This is a genomic window from Phytobacter ursingii (genome assembly GCF_001022135.1).
Taxonomy (GTDB): domain Bacteria; phylum Pseudomonadota; class Gammaproteobacteria; order Enterobacterales; family Enterobacteriaceae; genus Phytobacter; species Phytobacter ursingii.
This window is the reverse complement of record NZ_CP011602.1, coordinates 5072268-5090235: the sequence shown is the minus strand read 5'-3', so window position 1 is coordinate 5090235 and position 17968 is coordinate 5072268. Positions and strand designations below refer to the sequence as shown.

18 protein-coding genes are annotated in these 17968 nt (G+C 53.6%); 5 read left to right on the top strand and 13 right to left on the bottom strand.

Annotated elements, in window-relative coordinates; translation table 11 throughout:
- The first annotated feature begins 32 nt into the window (after positions 1 to 32).
- A complete protein-coding gene (locus AB182_RS27480; RefSeq protein ID WP_047372839.1) occupies positions 33 to 764 on the top strand; it encodes a GntR family transcriptional regulator in 732 nt (243 codons plus the stop codon).
- Positions 765 to 888: 124 nt separating this feature from the next.
- On the opposite strand, the gene trpS is transcribed toward AB182_RS27480, so the two are convergent.
- From trpS to AB182_RS27420, 12 genes are all read right to left on the bottom strand, one after another.
- On the bottom strand, positions 889 to 1893 hold the full coding sequence (gene trpS / locus AB182_RS27475) for a tryptophan--tRNA ligase (RefSeq protein WP_047372838.1): 1005 nt from the start codon (positions 1891 to 1893) through the stop codon (positions 889 to 891).
- Entirely contained in the window at positions 1886 to 2647 is a 762-nt protein-coding gene (gph, locus tag AB182_RS27470; protein ID WP_047372837.1) for a phosphoglycolate phosphatase, read from the bottom strand. The genes trpS and gph overlap by 8 nt, the downstream gene beginning before the upstream one ends.
- Positions 2640 to 3317, bottom strand: coding sequence for a ribulose-phosphate 3-epimerase (rpe, locus tag AB182_RS27465; RefSeq protein WP_047372836.1), 678 nt, complete (start codon positions 3315 to 3317; stop codon positions 2640 to 2642). Before rpe ends, gph begins: the two co-directional genes overlap by 8 nt.
- Before the next feature lie 79 nt (positions 3318 to 3396).
- On the bottom strand, positions 3397 to 4218 hold the full coding sequence (gene dam / locus AB182_RS27460) for an adenine-specific DNA-methyltransferase (protein WP_047372835.1): 822 nt from the start codon (positions 4216 to 4218) through the stop codon (positions 3397 to 3399).
- Between the two features lie 123 nt (positions 4219 to 4341).
- Entirely contained in the window at positions 4342 to 5658 is a 1317-nt protein-coding gene (gene damX, locus AB182_RS27455) for a cell division protein DamX (protein WP_047372834.1), read from the bottom strand.
- Between the two features lie 90 nt (positions 5659 to 5748).
- A complete protein-coding gene (gene aroB, locus AB182_RS27450; protein ID WP_047372833.1) occupies positions 5749 to 6837 on the bottom strand; it encodes a 3-dehydroquinate synthase in 1089 nt (362 codons plus the stop codon).
- Positions 6838 to 6892: 55 nt separating this feature from the next.
- Positions 6893 to 7414 (bottom strand): shikimate kinase AroK, encoded by a 522-nt coding sequence (gene aroK / locus AB182_RS27445; protein WP_035892101.1) that lies wholly within the window; start codon positions 7412 to 7414, stop codon positions 6893 to 6895.
- Between the two features lie 294 nt (positions 7415 to 7708).
- A complete protein-coding gene (gene hofQ / locus AB182_RS27440) occupies positions 7709 to 8947 on the bottom strand; it encodes a DNA uptake porin HofQ (protein ID WP_047372832.1) in 1239 nt (412 codons plus the stop codon).
- Positions 8910 to 9266 (bottom strand): HofP DNA utilization family protein, encoded by a 357-nt coding sequence (locus AB182_RS27435; protein WP_223883568.1) that lies wholly within the window; start codon positions 9264 to 9266, stop codon positions 8910 to 8912. Before AB182_RS27435 ends, hofQ begins: the two co-directional genes overlap by 38 nt.
- Positions 9253 to 9717 carry a HofO family protein gene (locus AB182_RS27430; RefSeq protein ID WP_052958934.1) on the bottom strand — a complete coding sequence of 155 codons (465 nt, stop codon included), beginning with the start codon at positions 9715 to 9717 and terminating at the stop codon, positions 9253 to 9255. Before AB182_RS27430 ends, AB182_RS27435 begins: the two co-directional genes overlap by 14 nt.
- On the bottom strand, positions 9701 to 10240 hold the full coding sequence (locus AB182_RS27425; protein WP_047372831.1) for a PilN domain-containing protein: 540 nt from the start codon (positions 10238 to 10240) through the stop codon (positions 9701 to 9703). Before AB182_RS27425 ends, AB182_RS27430 begins: the two co-directional genes overlap by 17 nt.
- Positions 10240 to 11025: a type IV pilus biogenesis protein PilM gene (locus tag AB182_RS27420; protein WP_047372830.1), complete on the bottom strand. Its 786-nt coding sequence runs from the start codon at positions 11023 to 11025 to the stop codon at positions 10240 to 10242. Before AB182_RS27420 ends, AB182_RS27425 begins: the two co-directional genes overlap by 1 nt.
- A gap of 120 nt (positions 11026 to 11145) precedes the next feature.
- Between AB182_RS27420 and mrcA the strand changes: the two genes are divergently transcribed.
- Positions 11146 to 13698, top strand: a complete 2553-nt coding sequence (gene mrcA, locus AB182_RS27415; RefSeq protein ID WP_047372829.1) for a peptidoglycan glycosyltransferase/peptidoglycan DD-transpeptidase MrcA — start codon at positions 11146 to 11148, stop codon at positions 13696 to 13698.
- 88 nt (positions 13699 to 13786) lie between these two features.
- Here mrcA and nudE read toward each other — a convergent pair whose 3' ends face one another.
- Entirely contained in the window at positions 13787 to 14347 is a 561-nt protein-coding gene (gene nudE / locus AB182_RS27410) for an ADP compounds hydrolase NudE (RefSeq protein ID WP_041851386.1), read from the bottom strand.
- Between the two features lie 320 nt (positions 14348 to 14667).
- On the opposite strand from nudE, the gene AB182_RS27405 reads away from it, so the two are divergent.
- The 3 genes from AB182_RS27405 (at position 14668) to hslR (ending at position 17952) form a co-directional block, all read left to right on the top strand.
- A complete protein-coding gene (locus AB182_RS27405) occupies positions 14668 to 16806 on the top strand; it encodes an intracellular growth attenuator family protein (RefSeq protein WP_047372828.1) in 2139 nt (712 codons plus the stop codon).
- Between the two features lie 64 nt (positions 16807 to 16870).
- Positions 16871 to 17551, top strand: a complete 681-nt coding sequence (gene yrfG, locus AB182_RS27400; protein WP_047372827.1) for a GMP/IMP nucleotidase — start codon at positions 16871 to 16873, stop codon at positions 17549 to 17551.
- On the top strand, positions 17551 to 17952 hold the full coding sequence (gene hslR, locus AB182_RS27395; RefSeq protein WP_041851383.1) for a ribosome-associated heat shock protein Hsp15: 402 nt from the start codon (positions 17551 to 17553) through the stop codon (positions 17950 to 17952). Before yrfG ends, hslR begins: the two co-directional genes overlap by 1 nt.
- Positions 17953 to 17968: the final 16 nt, after the last annotated feature.

Genomic DNA, 17968 nt, shown 5'->3' with positions numbered 1-17968 from the left:
TTCCCCTATTCCATTCTTTTCAGGGTTGAGCCATGCCAGCTACGGACCGCTATTCTCACCAACTACTGTACGCCACGGTTCGCCAGCGTCTGCTGGATGACATTGCTCAGGGCGTCTACAAAGCCGGACAACAGATCCCCACCGAGAGTGAACTTTGCGCCCAGTACAATGTAAGCAGAATCACGATTCGTAAAGCGATAAGTGACCTGGTAGCGGACGGCGTGCTGATTCGCTGGCAGGGCAAAGGAACCTTTGTACAAAGCCAGAAGGTAGAAAACGCGTTGCTGACCGTCAGCGGGTTTACCGATTTTGGCGTCTCGCAGGGTAAGCCGACGAAAGAGAAGGTGATTGAACAGGCGCGTATCTCTGCGGCGCCGTTTTGTGAAAAGCTGAACATTCCGGGTAACAGCGAAGTCTTTCACTTAAGCCGGGTGATGTATCTGGACAAGGAACCGCTCTTTATCGACAGCTCATGGATCCCGCTGTCGCGCTATCCGCAATTTGACGCGTATTACAGCGAGGGAGAATCAACCTATCAGTTGTTCCAGAAGCATTTTGACACGCGGATAGTGAGCGACAAAAAGACGATCGATATTTTCGCTGCCACCCGTTCTCAGGTGCAGTGGCTTAAGTGCGAACTGGGCGAGCCGCTGTTTCGCATCAGCAAAATCGCCTTCGATCAGAACAGTAAACCGGTGCATGTTTCCGAGCTTTTCTGCCGCGCCAACCGGATTACCCTAACAATTGATAACCAACACGCCTAGCCATAGCATCCCGGACCCAGCATAAACGCCTAATCCGGGTTACTTTTTAGCACACCACGTTTCCAGACTGCACAATCGATCCCCTCGCCCCTATGGCCAGAGGGGAACATACAACCAGACGGGGTTACGGCTTCGCCACGAAACCAATAGCGTCGTAGACTTTCTTCAGCGTTTCAGACGCACGCGCACTGGCTTTTTCCGCACCCTCTTTCATGATCTTCTGCAAGAACGCTTCGTCATCGCGATAGCGGTGATAACGCGCCTGCAGCTCGGTCAGCATACCGGAAACCGCATCGGCAACTTCACCTTTCAGATGGCCGTACATTTTGCCTTCAAAGTGCTGTTCCAGTTCCGCAATGCTCTGGCCGGTTACGGCTGAGAGAATATCCAGCAGGTTAGATACGCCGGCTTTATTCTGAATGTCGTAACGCACCACTGGTGGCTCATCACCGTCGGTCATCGCACGTTTGATTTTCTTCACTACCGATTTCGGATCTTCCAGCAGGCCGATAACGTTGTTGCGGTTATCGTCAGACTTGGACATTTTCTTCGTCGGTTCCAGCAGTGACATCACGCGCGCGCCGGATTTCGGAATGAACGGTTCCGGCACTTTGAAGACGTCACCGTAGATAGCGTTAAAACGCTGGGCGATATCGCGACTCAGTTCCAGGTGCTGTTTCTGGTCTTCCCCGACCGGAACCTGGTTAGTCTGGTACAGCAAAATATCCGCCGCCATCAATACCGGATAATCGAACAGACCGGCGTTAATGTTTTCGGAATAACGCGCTGATTTATCTTTGAACTGGGTCATACGGCTCAGTTCGCCGAAATAGGTGTAGCAGTTCAGCGCCCATCCCAGTTGTGCATGCTCCGGCACATGAGACTGAACGAAAATGGTACTTTTCTCAGGATCGATACCGCATGCCAGATAGAGCGCCAGCGTGTCCAGAGTCGCTTTGCGCAGTTTTTCAGGATCCTGACGCGCGGTGATGGCATGCAGGTCAACGATGCAATAGATGCAATGGTAGTCATCCTGCATGTTTACCCACTGACGCAGCGCACCCATGTAGTTACCAATGGTCAGTTCACCTGAAGGCTGTGCGCCACTAAATACGATGGGTTTAGTCATGTTTCACGTCCTGATTTTCACTGTGCGGGAGCCCGAGTGCGGGCAGTAGTTCGTTGAAGCGATCGTACACGTAGTCCGGTTCACTCAATGTAATGGCTTCGCCGTAATTGTAACCATAGGTCATACCGACAGAGCAACAGCCAGCAGCCTGAGCGGCGAGAATATCATTACGAGAATCGCCAACGAACAGCAATTCGTTCGGCGCCAGCCCCAGTTTTTCGGCGACCAGCAGCAGCGGTTCCGGGTGCGGCTTTTTGTTTTTCACGTCATCACCACCGATGACCACGCTGAAATACGGCGCAATACCCAGCGTTTCAAGGAGCGGAGCAACAAATGGCGTAGGCTTGTTGGTCACCAGCGCCATTGGGAAACCTTTTGCGTGCAATGCAGCCAGCGTATGGGCCACATCCGGGAACAGAAAACTACCCTCTTCCACCGACTCAGCGTAGTAGCGGTCAAACAGCTTACGCAGCATCACGGCCTGCTCTTCCTGGGGAATATCCGCATGGTTAATCGCCGGTTTACCGGACGCAGCGCGCTGCGCATTACGCTCCTGTAGCGACCAGGTCAGCGCCCGTGACATCAGCACATCCGCGCCATTGCCAATCCAGGTGATGACACGATCTTCACCCGCCTGAGGCAGTTCCAGCGCATATAATGCGTTATCTACCGCTGCCGTCAGCCCCGGCGCGCTGTCCACCAGCGTCCCGTCGAGGTCAAAGGCCACCCCACGAATTGCCTGCATTTTATCCATGACTTACCTTTGCCAGTTCACTACGCATTTCATCAATCACTTTTTTGTAATCGGGCTGATCGAAAATCGCCGAACCCGCAACAAACATATCTGCACCCGCGGCGGCGATCTCCGCGATATTGCTGGCCTTCACACCGCCGTCCACTTCCAGGCGAATATCAAAACCGGATTCATCAATCCGACGGCGTACTTCGCGCAATTTATCCAGGGTATGGGGGATGAACGACTGACCGCCAAAGCCAGGGTTGACCGACATCAGCAGAATCACATCCAGCTTATCCATAACATAATCCAGATAGCTCAGCGGCGTGGCCGGGTTAAATACCAGGCCCGCTTTACAGCCATGCTCTTTGATCAATTGCAGCGTACGATCAACATGCTCAGAAGCTTCCGGATGGAACGTAATTATGCTTGCCCCGGCGGCGGCAAAGTCCGGCACCAGACGATCGACAGGCTTCACCATCAGATGCACGTCAATAGGCGCCGTAATGCCGTACTTACGCAACGATTTCAGTACCATCGGTCCAATGGTCAGGTTCGGCACATAGTGGTTGTCCATTACATCGAAGTGAACCACATCCGCGCCGGCAGCCAGCGCACTGGCAGTGTCTTCACCCAGGCGGGCAAAATCAGCCGACAGAATCGAGGGGGCGATCAAATACTGTGTCATCCGCATCTCCTTGAGAAGAATATACATTCATTTTACAGGGTGTAGACAAACGCATTCCTGACGGCGAAGCCGCTCTGGCTCAGAGAGTTGCCGGGCGATAGAGCGCCAGCAGTTCATCCACCTTTTTACGCGTCCCACCGTTGCTGCTGATACTGCGCCGTACTTTCACAACGTGCAGTTTCGCCTGGCTATACCACTCACGCGTCAGCGCGGTGTCGTGGTTGGAAATCAGTACCGGGATCCGGTTATTCACCAGGCTCTCGGCAATGGCCGCCAGATGGGCCTGTTGCTCCAGGGTAAAGCTATTCGTATGGTACGCCGTAAAATTCGCCGTGGCTGAGAGCGGTGCGTAAGGCGGATCGCAATAGACCACCGAATTCGCATCCGCACGAGCCATGCTCTCAGCATAGGATTCGCAATAAAAAAAGGCATTCTGCGCCTTTTCAGCGAAATGATACAACTCGGCTTCCGGGAAGTACGGTTTTTTGTAGCGGCCAAACGGTACGTTAAATTCACCGCGCAAATTATAACGACACAGACCGTTATAGCCGTGGCGGTTAAGGTACAAGAATAACAGCGCGCGCCGGAACAGGTCCCGACTCTGGTTAAACTCAGTGCGCAACTGATAGTAGGTTTCCGACTGGTTCGTCGCAGGCGTAAAGAGCTCCCGGGCGCCCTGAACATACTCATCAGCGCGTTCTTTGACGATGTTATAAAGGCCAATCAGATCGCTGTTGATATCCGCAAGAATGTAACGGGAAAATGAAGTATTGAGAAATACCGAGCCAGCACCAACGAAGGGTTCGATCAGGCATTCGCCTTTTGGCAAATGTCGTTCAATATCGGCAAGCAGAGGGTACTTCCCCCCTGCCCATTTCAGAAAAGCGCGATTTTTTTTCATGCTGGATGATTGATTACACTCTCTCCGGCTGTGGAGACAGCTCCGACAGCATCCTGCGCTTTATACACGTTATCATTCAGGCAAAGCCTGGGTGGCCTGCCTGAATGATGTTGTGACGTGAAATTATTTCAGGTCGGCCTGAACCTGATGAATAGGCTTGGCCCACGGGTTCTTAGCCTGAACATCTGATGGCAGTGCAGCAACAGCGCGTTTTGCATCATCCTTAGAGGCATACACACCGCTGACCAGTACATACCACGGCTGGCCATTACGTGTCGTCTGATAAACCACAAAGTTTTTCAGATTTTCTTTTTTGGCCCAGGCATTCAGGTTGTTGTAATTCGATGAACTGCTTAATTGCAACGTGTAATGATCGGCGGGCGCAGATTTCAGTGAGCTCACATTACCCGTTGCCACGCTCGTGCTGGCCGCAGGCGCCGCAGTCGCTGCCGGTGCAGCAGGTGCAGCTGTGCTGGTCGTCGCTTTCGGCGTCGTTGCCGCCACGGTCGGCGCTTTGACCGGCTCTGAGGCAACCACTTTAGGTTGCGCGACCGGCGCCTGAACAACCGCTTTCGGCTCTGCCTTTATCACGGGCGGTTTGACCTGCTGCTGTGGTTTCGGTTCGATAACCGTTTGTTTGTGTTCCGGGCGAGCCGTTGCCGTATGGTTTTCTGCGGTAGCTGCGCTATGAGCCGCATTCCCACCGCCGTTACGCACTGGCGCAACGGTTGCAGGTTCCGTCGGCAGCGTGCTGTTTGCTACCGCGTTGTTGATTTGCGCCTGGTTTTGCGGCGAAGTCAGCGCAGTGTTCAAATCACCCTGCACTTCAAGACGCTGCTGAGTGCCTGTGGTTGCAGGCGCCTGGCTTTGAGAAGGCGTAGAAGAGATGGGCGGCAGGGAAACATCCTGCGATGTAGTGCCCGTCGTCGGCTGTGCAGCACCCGCAGTCTGTTCTGCAGAAGTGGAGCCCGGCGCAGGCTGAGTGGCATTAGCCTGATCGGCAGCCGCACCGTTCCCCGAAAGGTCGATATTTTTGCTGTCAGATGCACTCGGTTGAGCAGTACTGTTGCTGGAGGGGGCTTTCAATGCGGAACCGATGCCGACAATCAGCAGTAGCAGTACCAGAACACCGACCCCCATCATCACATACTGACGCGAAGCAGGTTTTGCGGCGGCGGCTTTTTTGCGCTTACGTGGGCGACGCTCTGCGCGCTCCTCGTCCAGTGAGTTTTCTTCCGCTTCATAATCTTCTTCTGCGTATTCTTCGCGTTCATCGCGCGTCTTACGTGTTCTCGAAGGGCGACGCTCGTCAGCATCAAGTTCAACATCATCAAAATTGATCTGCGGCTCATCAACACGTTCAGAAGATTGACGAGAACGACCAGTACGACGATCGCTGGGATCGGGTTTCAGCTCGTCTTCTGGTTTGAATTCATCCATTTAACACCCCACTCAAAGGCTCATGCTACTAACAATTGCATTCGCCCGAAGTTAAACGCCACGCACGCGCAGCAAGACCTTTCTAATAAATTACGCCTGCTGACAATCAGCAATAGCGCCAAGTACAACGTCTTGTGACACTCCGCCACGAACTTCGCTTTTCCCTATTGCCAGCGGAAGCACTAAACGTAGCTCGCCGGCCAGAACTTTCTTGTCACGCAGCATGTGCGGGATATATGCCTGGGCGGTCATTTCCTTCGGTCCGTGAACCGGCAGACCTGCACGCTCAAGCAGGGTAATGATGCGCTGGGTATCATCTTTGCTGAACTGCCCAAGACGCTCGGAGGCACGCGCGGCCATCACCATTCCGGCAGCGACAGCTTCACCATGCAACCAGTTGCCGTATCCCATTTCGGCCTCAATAGCATGACCGAAGGTATGGCCCAAATTCAGTAAAGCACGTAAGCCTGTTTCCCGCTCGTCAGCCGCCACAACTTCGGCTTTCAGCTCACAACAACGGCGAATACAGTACGCCATTGCCGGGCCGTCCAGACGCAACAGCGCGTCCAGATTTTGCTCAAGCCAGTCAAAAAATGCGCCATCAAGGATGATGCCGTATTTGATAACTTCGGCGAGACCAGAGGAAAGTTCGCGCGCGGGCAGTGTTTTCAGACAGTCGAGATCCACCACCACCGAGGCTGGCTGGTAGAACGCGCCAATCATGTTTTTGCCAAGTGGATGGTTTACCGCCGTTTTGCCGCCAACAGAAGAGTCGACCTGCGAAAGCAACGTCGTGGGAACCTGGATAAAACGCACGCCACGCTGATAGCTGGCTGCGGCAAAACCGGTCAGATCGCCCACTACACCACCACCCAGCGCGACAAGTGTTGTGTCCCGACCGTGAGGTTTTTGCAAAAGCGCAGTGAAGACCGAGTCCAGCACCGTCAGGCTTTTGTACTGCTCGCCATCGGGTAAAACCACGCTATCGACTTTGATACCGGCCGTTTCAAGTACATGGCGAATCTTGTCGAGATAGAGCGGAGCCAGCGTTTCATTAGTGACCAGCATGACCTGGTCACCGGATTTCAGGGGCGAGAAGGAAGCTGGATCGTCGAACAAACCAGCCGCGATGGTGATAGGGTAACTACGATCCCCCAGAGTGACTGTGATCCTCTCCATGACGCGACATCCACCTTATTTGCTTAAACCCGCAGGCCTGTGTATTACGCCAGAATTAATTGCTTTCCAGCATGTGAATAATCTGGTTTGCGACGACTTTCGCGCTCTGATCGTCAGTGCGAATGGTAACGTCGGCAATCTCTTCATACAGCGGATTGCGTTCATCAGCCAGCGCTTCCAGCACTTCACGCGGCGGCGTTTCCACCTGTAAAAGCGGACGTTTTTTGTCACGTTGAGTACGAGCCAGCTGCTTCTCGATAGTGGTTTCCAGATAAACCACTACGCCGCGGGCGGAGAGACGATTACGGGTTTCGCGAGACTTCACAGAGCCACCACCGGTTGCCAGTACAATTCCCTGTTTTTCCGTTAGCTCGTTGATGATTTTTTCTTCGCGATCGCGGAAACCTTCTTCACCTTCTACATCGAAGACCCAGCCCACATCAGCTCCGGTTCGTTTCTCAATCTCTTGATCAGAATCGTAAAATTCCATATTGAGTTGTTGAGCTAACTGACGCCCAATAGTGCTTTTGCCGGCACCCATAGGCCCAACCAGAAAGATATTGCGTTTCTCTGCCATTTTTTCGGTACTACTAAGACTATTCGTTGATGATAAATCCGCTCCGTTGACACCGTGCGAAGCCGGACATGAACTGAAACCTCATATGCGATAGTGCGAGAGTCAGACCAAAAATTATCTCAGTACTGAGACTGGTTTGGCAACTGAATAAATCGCCGACCAGACGTTAACACTACTTATGGTAAGACGGAGATTGCTGACGCTCAAATCGGTACTCCTTGTAAGCTAAATCATCTCTCACGTCAAACACCTGTAGCGAGTTCGGCAGAAAAAGCGATACAGAACAGGTATCGATCAGCGTACCGGGACGAGTCGTGGTGTAATAAAGACCACAAGTTCACGGCGCTCATTATCTTTACCATCATGACGAAACAGTCGGCCGAACCAGGGTATCCCCCCTAAAATTGGTACACTGTCGGAACCGAGTTTATGCTTTTGCGAGAAAATGCCGCCGAGCGCCAGGGTGTCTCCGCTTTTTATTTCGACCTGCGTTTCAATTTCTTGTTTATCAATTGCCAGTACTTCGCCATTTGCCTGCTGGAGCGTCTGGCCCGGCACGTTCTGGGTAATACGCAGCTTCAGACGCACACGATTATCAGGTAGCACGGTGGGCGTCACTTCCATACCCAGAACCGCTTCTTTAAATTCCACCGACGTTGCACCGCTTTCGCCGCTGGAAACCTGATAAGGGATTTCACTACCTTGTTTAATGCTGGCAGGCTGCATATGGGATGCCAGTAGTCGTGGGCTGGCGATGATCTCCAGTTGCTGTTTTTGTTCCAGCGCTGACAATTCAATATCCAGTAACCGCCCGTTAATGCTGCCTATATTAAAACCGACCCGGGTAGTGGCGCTTTCAACCGATAGATCGCTGGAAAGCGACGATACCTGACCGCGTTTACCGGGCTTTGTCGCCTCCCCCAGCCCCCATTTCACCCCGAGCTCACGCAAACTCTTCTCATTTATGGTGACAATATGCGCCGCCAGCTCAACCTGTTCGACGGGCAAATCCATCTGCGCAACCCACTTTTCCAGCATGTTTAGCGAGGCCTTATGATCGCGGAGCACCAGCCGATTAAGGCGGGTATCCACGGTGATCGTACCTTTCGGCCCAAGGAGTTTTTCGCCAGCCTTTGCCACTTCACTGGCCTGCGCGTAACGCAGCGTCAGGCTACGCTCTTCCAGCGGCAGATTCTGTTTGTGCTTTTCCAGTGCCGCTTCACGTGCGTCGTATTGTTGTTGCTGCCAGTTAGCGGAATGCACATACAGGATATTGCCCTCGCGGCGTAGTGTTAGTCCGGCGCTGGAAATCACCGTGTTTAATGCCTGTTTCCAGGGCACATCGACCAGATGCAAGGAGAGTGTCCCGCTGACATCCGGCGAGATCACCAGGTTATGTTTTTCCTGCTCAGCAAGCGCCTGCAAGACTTGAGTGACAGGAACATCATCCACCATTAATGTCACAGGTGCAGGTATTGCCACGCTCGCCGCAACGTTACTGAGACAAAGAGCTACGATTGCTGTTCTTTTCATTTTGAGATCCTTCTCGTTTCCACTGCCAGCGCGCGGGTTCACAACCCTCTCCTGTCGCGATGCGCATCTCTTCTTTATCAAAATCCACCACACGCCAGCCGCCCAAAAGCGAGTCTCCTTTCTGCACGCGTCGCCATCTCCCGGCAGGATCGCGCACGATCCCTGTCGCGGCCTCAGCCATGATCACCACGCCCTGGTAATGCCAAAGTTCAAGCTGGCTGGTCATACAGCGATCGAGGGGAGGCTGGAAAGGATCGCGCATCCCCGCCAGCATCAGTACCAGCAAACATGCCACTGTGATGCGTTTAGTCGCCATCATCGCTCTCCACCTGGAGCACAAAATGCAGCGCATGTTCCTGTACGGTGATGGAAAAAGCCGGTGCGAGCATCTGCCGTTCAGCAAGCCAGGGAAACATACGTGGAATCGATACCCACTGCGCCTCCAGCACCATCTCGCCCCCCCGTTCGCCAGGACGCCAGCGAATCAGTTGGGCGTCAGGAGTATGAAAATCCAGAGGTGAAAAAGCCGTTGGGACATCCGCCTGCGAATGCGCTATCTCCGGGGGTTTAAGGGCCAGGATATCCCGCCAACTGGCCTGTAGCGCCGACTGCTGTACAAGACGCTGTTGCTCTCGTGCCGTTTGTTCACGTGTTATGGGCTTAATCTGCCACCACCACACCGCAAGCAGGAGAAAAACCATAAGCAACAGCCCGTACCCGGCCCTGGCTCCGGGCGAGAGGGCGTACCAGAGATCAAGGCTGCGCGGCATGTTCATCTTCCTTATTAAGCTGATAGTGAAACTGCCAGCGCCCCTGCGCGTCCCGCTCAGTTGAACCGGCTTGGCGAAGACGAAAACCGTCTGTCATTTCAAGCGCCTGCTCCAGTTCGCTTAATGACTGAAAAGTTCTGGCAAGCCCCGATACGCTGAATTGCCCTTGTTGAAAATGCATTTCCGTAAGCCAGGCGCTGTCAGGCATTCTTTCCGCCAGTCCAGCCAGCCGCTGCTGCCATTGGCGGGTATGGCTATGACGCTGCATTCTGGCCTGCTGTTTTAACCACAACTGGCGTAACGCCTGAAAATGCGGTTGTTTTGCCTTCAGGGCCGACAACATCTGCCCGTCGGATTGCAGCCACAACGTAGCGATCTGCTTGTCCTGCCCCGTCTTTGTATGAAACAGCACAATGGCCAGCGCCGTCATGCCCACAACGGACACCAGCAGTCGCCCCCAGAAACGCCGACACGCCTGCTGCCGCTGCTCTCGCCAGGGAAGCAGGTTGATCATCTGTTCCATTAGCGTACCGCTCCCAGGGCCAGGCCAATCGCTACCGCGAAACGCATACCATTTTTCGGCAGAGGCGGTTGCCTCTGCACAATGGCGCACCAGGGATCAAAATCGGGCGCTGCCGCTGTACATAGCGCAATGTCGGTAATATCCAGCCCGAGGCTCGCACTTAGCTGGTTTATGGTGGGCTGATCTTCACGCGACCGACGTCCCCATCCGGTGCGTGTTGCCCACAGCCATTGCGCGTCGTCTTCCCAAATAAGGCAATGTGCCGGAGGCGGTAAAAAAGGGACGAGGTGCTGTAATGCGCAGGCATCAGGCGTCAGGGAGGCCAGATTCAGGTGCAGGGACGTTGCCAGTTCCAGCATTTCGGCCACTTCTTTATGCTGTGCCGCCGTCACGCTATAGGCCTGCGCCAGTGCATCTTCGGTGTAGTCAAAACGTAACTCTGCTGCGGCCATTTCAAGTTCACGCGCCATGGCGTGAGAAACCCAGCTTGCCAGTTCGTTTTCCCGTAAGGCCATTGCCGGGCGAGGAAGCTTACGCTGCAATGTACGCGCAGCCGGAAATGCCAGTCGTACCCGATGGCGCTGCGGTAATGATTTTCGCCACGGTAAGAGCGTCGTCAATAACTGTTGTGGCGCTTTAAGCTGCCCGTTTTCAACTGTGCCCAATGGTAACGGGATATGCCACCAACGGCGTAGCGCCCACCCGGCTCTGGCCGGGGTTAACGCAACGCTGAAAACGCTATCTTGCTGAATATGCAGTCCAATCTGCCAGTGCCCGAATGCCATAAATCGCGACCTCCTTATCGCCAGGAAAGATAACGGCTATATCAATGCATCAGGCTTGCATTTATACTACCGCGCGGTTGTTTATAAACTGCCCAAATGAAACTAAATGGGAATCCTCCGGTGAAGTTCGTAAAGTATTTATTGATCCTTGCAGTGTGTTGCATTCTGCTGGGAGCAGGCTCGATTTATGGGTTGTACAAATTCATTGAGCCGCAGCTACCTGACGTCGCCACGCTGAAAGACGTGCGACTACAAATCCCGATGCAGGTCTATAGTGCCGACGGCGAGTTGATTGCGCAGTACGGCGAAAAACGCCGCATTCCGCTGACCTTAAGTCAGATACCGCCAGAAATGGTCAAAGCGTTTGTTGCCACAGAAGACAGCCGCTTCTATGAACACCATGGCGTTGATCCGGTGGGGATTTTCCGCGCGGCCAGCGTGGCGCTTTTCTCTGGTCATGCCTCACAGGGCGCCAGCACCATCACCCAACAGCTCGCACGTAACTTTTTCCTGAGCCCGGAACGCACGCTGATGCGTAAAATCAAGGAAGTGTTCCTGGCTATTCGTATTGAGCAGTTGCTGAATAAAGACGAGATCCTCGAGCTTTATCTCAATAAGATTTACCTCGGTTATCGTGCTTATGGCGTGGGTGCGGCGGCACAGGTCTACTTTGGCAAACCGGTTGACCAGCTCACCCTGAGTGAAATGGCAGTCATTGCCGGGCTGCCAAAAGCGCCGTCCACCTTTAACCCGCTCTATTCACTTGATCGCGCAACGGCCCGCCGTAATGTGGTGCTGGCCCGTATGCTGAGCGAGGGTTACATCAGCCAGACGCAGTATGACCAGGCGCGTGGCGAAGCGATTGATGCGGATTACCATGCACCGGAGATTGCCTTCTCGGCGCCGTACCTCTCGGAAATGGTGCGCCAGGAGATGGTGAATCGCTACGGCGATAAAGCCTATGAAGACGGTTATCGTGTTTACACTACCATCACCCGTAAAGTGCAACTGGCCGCGCAGGACGCCGTGCGCAATAACGTGATGGATTACGATATGCGTCATGGTTATCGCGGCCCGTCCAATGTGCTGTGGAAACCGGGCGAAAGCGCCTGGGATAGCAAAAAGATCACCGATACCTTAAAAGCGTTGCCGACCTATGGACCGCTGGAACCGGCTGTTGTCACAGCCGCCAACGCGCAAGAAGCCACCGCGATGCTGGGTGACGGCACCTCCGTATCATTGCATATGGACGGTATGCGCTGGGCACGCCCTTATCGTTCTGACACCGCACAAGGCCCCACTCCACGCAAAGTGACCGATGTCGTTCTGGCAGGACAACAGATTTGGGTTCGCATGGTCAACGAAGGCTGGTGGCTGGCACAGGTGCCGGATGTTAACTCCGCCCTGGTCTCCATCAACCCACACGATGGCGCGGTCCTGGCGCTGGTGGGTGGCTTTGATTTCAATCAGAGCAAATTTAACCGTGCCACCCAGGCGCTGCGCCAGGTTGGCTCTAACATCAAACCATTCCTTTATACCGCGGCGATGGACAAAGGCCTGACGCTGGCCAGTATTCTGAACGATGTACCTATCTCCCGCTGGGATGCCGGGGCAGGTTCCGACTGGCGTCCGAAAAACTCACCCGATGAGTATGCCGGGCCAATTCGCCTGCGCCAGGGGCTTGGGCAGTCGAAGAACGTGGTGATGGTACGCGCTATGCGTGCAATGGGAGTCGACTACGCCGCTGAGTATTTACAGCGATTCGGTTTCCCGGCACAAAACATCGTCCATACGGAGTCGCTGGCGCTGGGCTCCGCCTCCTTCACCCCAATGCAGGTGGCTCGCGGCTACTCGGTCATGGCGAACGGCGGATTCCTCATCGATCCGTATTTCATCACCAAAATTGAGAACGATCAGGGGAATGTTCTGTTTGAAACCCGACCCAAAGTAGCCTGCGCAGAGTGTAATATTCCGGTGATTTACGGAGATACACCGAAGTCAGACGTGCTGGAAAACAAAGATATGGAAAACGTGGCTATCTCTCAGGAGCAGCAGAACCCTTCCGTACCGATGCCGCAACTGGAGCAAGCCAATCAGGATCTGGTGGTGAAGAGTGGCGGCCAGGAGTATGCACCGCACGTCATCAGCACGCCGCTTTCGTTTTTAATTAAGAGCGCGCTTAACAGTAACATCTTCGGTGAGCCTGGCTGGCAAGGCACAGGCTGGCGAGCTGGCCGTGATCTCAAACGTAATGATATCGGTGGTAAAACCGGGACCACAAACAGCTCGAAAGATGCCTGGTTCTCCGGTTATGGCCCGGGCGTAGTGACCTCGGTCTGGATCGGTTTTGATGATCATCGTCGCGATCTGGGACGCACCTCCGCGTCAGGCGCAATCAAAGATCAGATCTCGGGTTACGAAGGCGGCGCGAAGAGCGCGCAGCCAGCATGGGATGCTTACATGCAGGTTGTTCTCAATGGCGTTCCGGAGCAACCGCTCACGCCACCGCCAGGAATTGTGACGGTAAATATCGACCGGAGTACAGGGCAACTGGCGAGTGGAGGCAGCAGCCGTCAGGAGTACTTTATTGACGGGACGCAGCCGACACAGCAGGCCGTGCACGAAGTGGGGACCACCATTATTGATAATGGCGAGACGCACGAATTGTTCTGATAAACGGTATCCCGGATGGGGCGCAAAACGTCTTATCCGGGCCAGTCACTGTTCTGACCGACATAAAAAAAGCGCTTACGCGCTTTTTTTATAACCGGCCCTGCCCTTTCAGCCACTCTCTTAACAAGAACAATGCACTGACATTGCGGGCTTCATTAAAATCAGGCTCTTCCAGCAAATCCATCAAATGGGCCAGCGGCCAGCGCACCTGGGGTAACGGCTCAGGCTCATCACCGGGCAGCGACTCAGGGTATAAATCCTCAGCAACCATGATATTCATTTTACTGGAGAAATAAGACGGAGCCATGCTGAGTTTTTTCAGGAACGTCAATTCTTTCGCGCCGAAACCTACCTCTTCTTTAAGCTCGCGGTTGGCCGCCTCATACATATTTTCACCAGGATCGATTAACCCCTTGGAAAATCCCAGCTCATAAGATTCGGTACCCACAGCATATTCGCGAATAAGAATGATATGATCGTCTACAATAGGCACGATCATCACCGCTTCACGTGACGAGGGACGCATACGCTCATAGACACGACGTACGCCGTTGCTGAATTCCAGGTCCACGCTTTCGACGTTAAAAAGTCGTGAAGATGCGACGGTTTCAACGTTAAGAATGGTGGGTTTTTGCAATGATTCGCTCATTATTATCGGTCTTTCCAGAGATTACTGGCATTATTGTGCGACATGCGACACTGTTTCGGCAATGTTCTTCGCGCCTCATTTACATTCCTGTAACTTAGCAGAAGCTATTTCCCAAATAAACCTAAAAGTCAAGAGGTTGAAATAAAACTAAGAATTTGCTGATATTCGCTCTATTACGGCTTTGCTACTATTTTGCATGTTGTCAGGCGCTCACCTATTAGACTAACGATTTGCCCGATAACGCTCCAGCCATATTCATTGAATTTACGGGAAAGGGTGCAACTGACTACACCTGCTAGTAAAAGTAAGATGGGGAAAGCATGAGCACCATTTTGATTTATTTCGCTGCTATGCTGGCCTGCGTATGCCTTGTTGGGTGGTTTTACAGAACGCGATCGCAAAGGCGATACCGTCTGCCACATCTGCAAGCCTTCGCTGGCGCGACAACCCGCAAATTAACTCCTGATGAGCGCAGCGCTGTTGAAAGCTATCTGGAATCGCTCTCCCGTACCCGTCAGGTACCAGGTCCGACCGGTGCGACGGCAGCTCCGATCTCTCTCACGCTCAACGCGCAAAGTAATACCGTCATCAGTGTCACCCGTGCGATTACCCGCTACGGCATTACGACCGATGCCCCGAACAAATGGCGCTACTACCTTGATTCGGTGGAAGTACATCTGCCGCCGTTCTGGGAACAGTACATCAACGACGAAAACAGCGTTGAGCTCATCCGTACCGACACCCTGCCGCTGGTCATTTCGCTTAATGGTCACGCGTTGAATGAATACCGTCCGGAAGAACACAGCCTGATGCCGGAACAGGTTTCATCGTCGCACTCGGCTATCCGCGGCGAAGAGACGGAGCAAATCGAGCTTCTTAATATTCGTCATGAAACGGTGGAAGAGTATGCATTGAGCCGTCCGGATGGCATGCGCGAGGCATTGCTGATTTCCACATCGTTTTTACTGTTCTTTTTCTGCCTGGTCACCCCCGACGTCTTTGTCCCCTGGCTTGCCGTAGCCGGGATCATGCTGCTTGCGGCCGGGCTCTGGGGCATCTTTGCGCCGCCTGCGCAAAACGCGCTGCGCGAAATCCACTGCCTGCGCGGCACGCCCAAACGTTGGGGCCTTTTTGGTGAGAATAATCAGGAACAGATCAATAACATCTCCTTAGGCATTATTGATCTGATCTACCCGCGCCACTGGCAGCCTTTTATCGCCCAGGATCTGGGGCAACAAAGTGACATTGATATCTATCTTGATCGTCACGTAGTCCGACAAGGGCGGTTTTTATCGCTCCATGATGAGGTGAAGAACTTCCCTCTCCAGCATTGGGTGCGCAGCGCCGTCATTTCAGCTGGAGCGATGTTGGTCCTGATCATGCTGCTGATGTGGGTTCCGCTGGATATGCCGATCAAATTTACCCTTTCATGGATTAAAGGTGCACAGACCATCGAGGCGACAAAAGTTAGCCAGCTTGAAGAAGCAGGTCTTCGTATCGGTGACTCGCTAAAGATCCACGGTACCGGCATGTGTAGCATCCATTCGTCGACCAACTGGAACGCACGCCAGAGCTCGCCGTTTGCGCCGTTCGACTGTTCACAAATTATCTGGAACGATGCGCCGCCGCTACCCTTACCGGAATCCGAAACCGTCACCAAAGCGACAGCGCTGGTGGAAGCCGTCAATCGCCAGTTACATCCGAAACAGGATGACGGCTCTCGCGTCAGTCCGGCACTGCGGACAGCAATTCAGAAATCAGGCATGGTCTTGCTGGATGACTTTTCTGAGATTGTGTTGAAAACACAGGATCTCTGTTCGGCAGAAGATGACTGCCTGCGCCTTAAAAACGCGCTGGTTAACCTGGGGAACAGTAAAGACTGGGATACGCTGACGTCACGCGCCAGTACAGGTAAACTCACTGGCGTGAATGTATTGCTGCGCCCGGTCAGCGCAGAATCGCTGGATAACCTGGTCACGACCTCTACCGCACCTTTTATTTTGCGCGAAACGACCCGCGCGGCACAGGCGCTTAACAGCCCGGCGCCTGGCGGCTTCCTAATTATCAGTGAAGAAGGTAGCGAGCTGGTAGATCAGCCCTATCCTGGCGTCGCGTTATACGACTACCCGGCAGCCGAACAGTGGGCAGAGTTCCAGCGTCTGGCAGAAATGCTGATGCAAACGCCTTTCACCGCCGAAGGCATCATCACCAATATTTCAACCGACGCCAACGGTACTCGTCATATCAGCCTGCACCGTATGCCAGATAGCACAACCGGGCTCTGGCGCTATGTCAGTACCGCGTTTCTGCTTCTGGCGATGATTGTCTGCTGCGTTTATAACGGCGTCCAGGCGTTACGCCGCTACCATCGAAACCGCACGCGCCTGGCTGAAATTCAGCAATACTACGAAAATTGCCTGAACCCCGGGCTTATCCCCGCACCCGATAGCCTGACCTGATAAATGTCATGCGCGCCGGGTATGTTAACCTGTCGCGCATCGTTATTTCTGGCTGGAGTTTCTTATGCATTTTGATATCGACTGGCAGAGCGTGGATACCGTTCTGCTGGACATGGACGGTACGCTGCTCGATCTCGCCTTTGATAATTATTTCTGGCAAAAACTGGTGCCGGAGACGTTTGGCGCAAAGAAAGGCATTACGCCCGCAGAAGCTCAGGCCATTCTTCGTCAGGAATATCATGCCGTGCAGCATACGCTAAACTGGTATTGTCTGGATTACTGGAGCGAACGCTTAGGACTGGATATCTGCGCGATGACCACGCAGCAGGGACCGCGCGCTGTGCTGCGTGAAGATACCGTTCCTTTTCTTGATGCGCTGCAAAAAAGCGGTAAGCGACGCATTCTGTTGACCAATGCGCATCCGCATAACCTCGCGGTGAAACTTGAGCATACCGGGCTGGCATCGCACCTTGATTTATTACTTTCCACCCACACATTTGGTTATCCGAAAGAGGATCAGCGTTTGTGGCAAGCAGTGGCGCAAGAGACGGGCTTAAACGCCGAAAGAACGCTGTTCATTGACGACAGTGAACCCATTCTGGATGCCGCCGCAAAATTTGGCATTCGTTACTGCCTTGGCGTAACCAACCCGGATTCAGGTCTGGCGGAGAAAAGTTATCTACGTCATCCCGGCATGAATGATTATCGCCATCTGATTCCCTCACTGAGCGTGAAGGAGGGGTAATGAAAGAACAGTCAGCACCCGATGTTCGCCTCGATAAATGGCTGTGGGCCGCGCGTTTCTATAAAACACGCGCATTAGCCCGCGAGATGATCGAAGGCGGCAAAGTGCATTACAACGGCCAGCGCAGCAAGCCGAGTAAAATCGTCGAACTGAACGCCACACTGACGCTCAGGCAGGGTAATGACGAACGAACGGTGATTATTAAAGCGATTACCGAACAACGCCGCCCCGCCGCAGAAGCCGTCGAAATGTATGAAGAGACTGCGGAAAGCGTAGCGAAGCGCGAAAAAATGGCGCTGGCACGGAAGATGAATGCGCTTACAATGCCGCACCCCGATCGCCGTCCGGATAAAAAAGAACGCCGCGACCTGATGAAATTTAAATACGGTGACAGCGAGTAACGCGCACCCGCAAGAG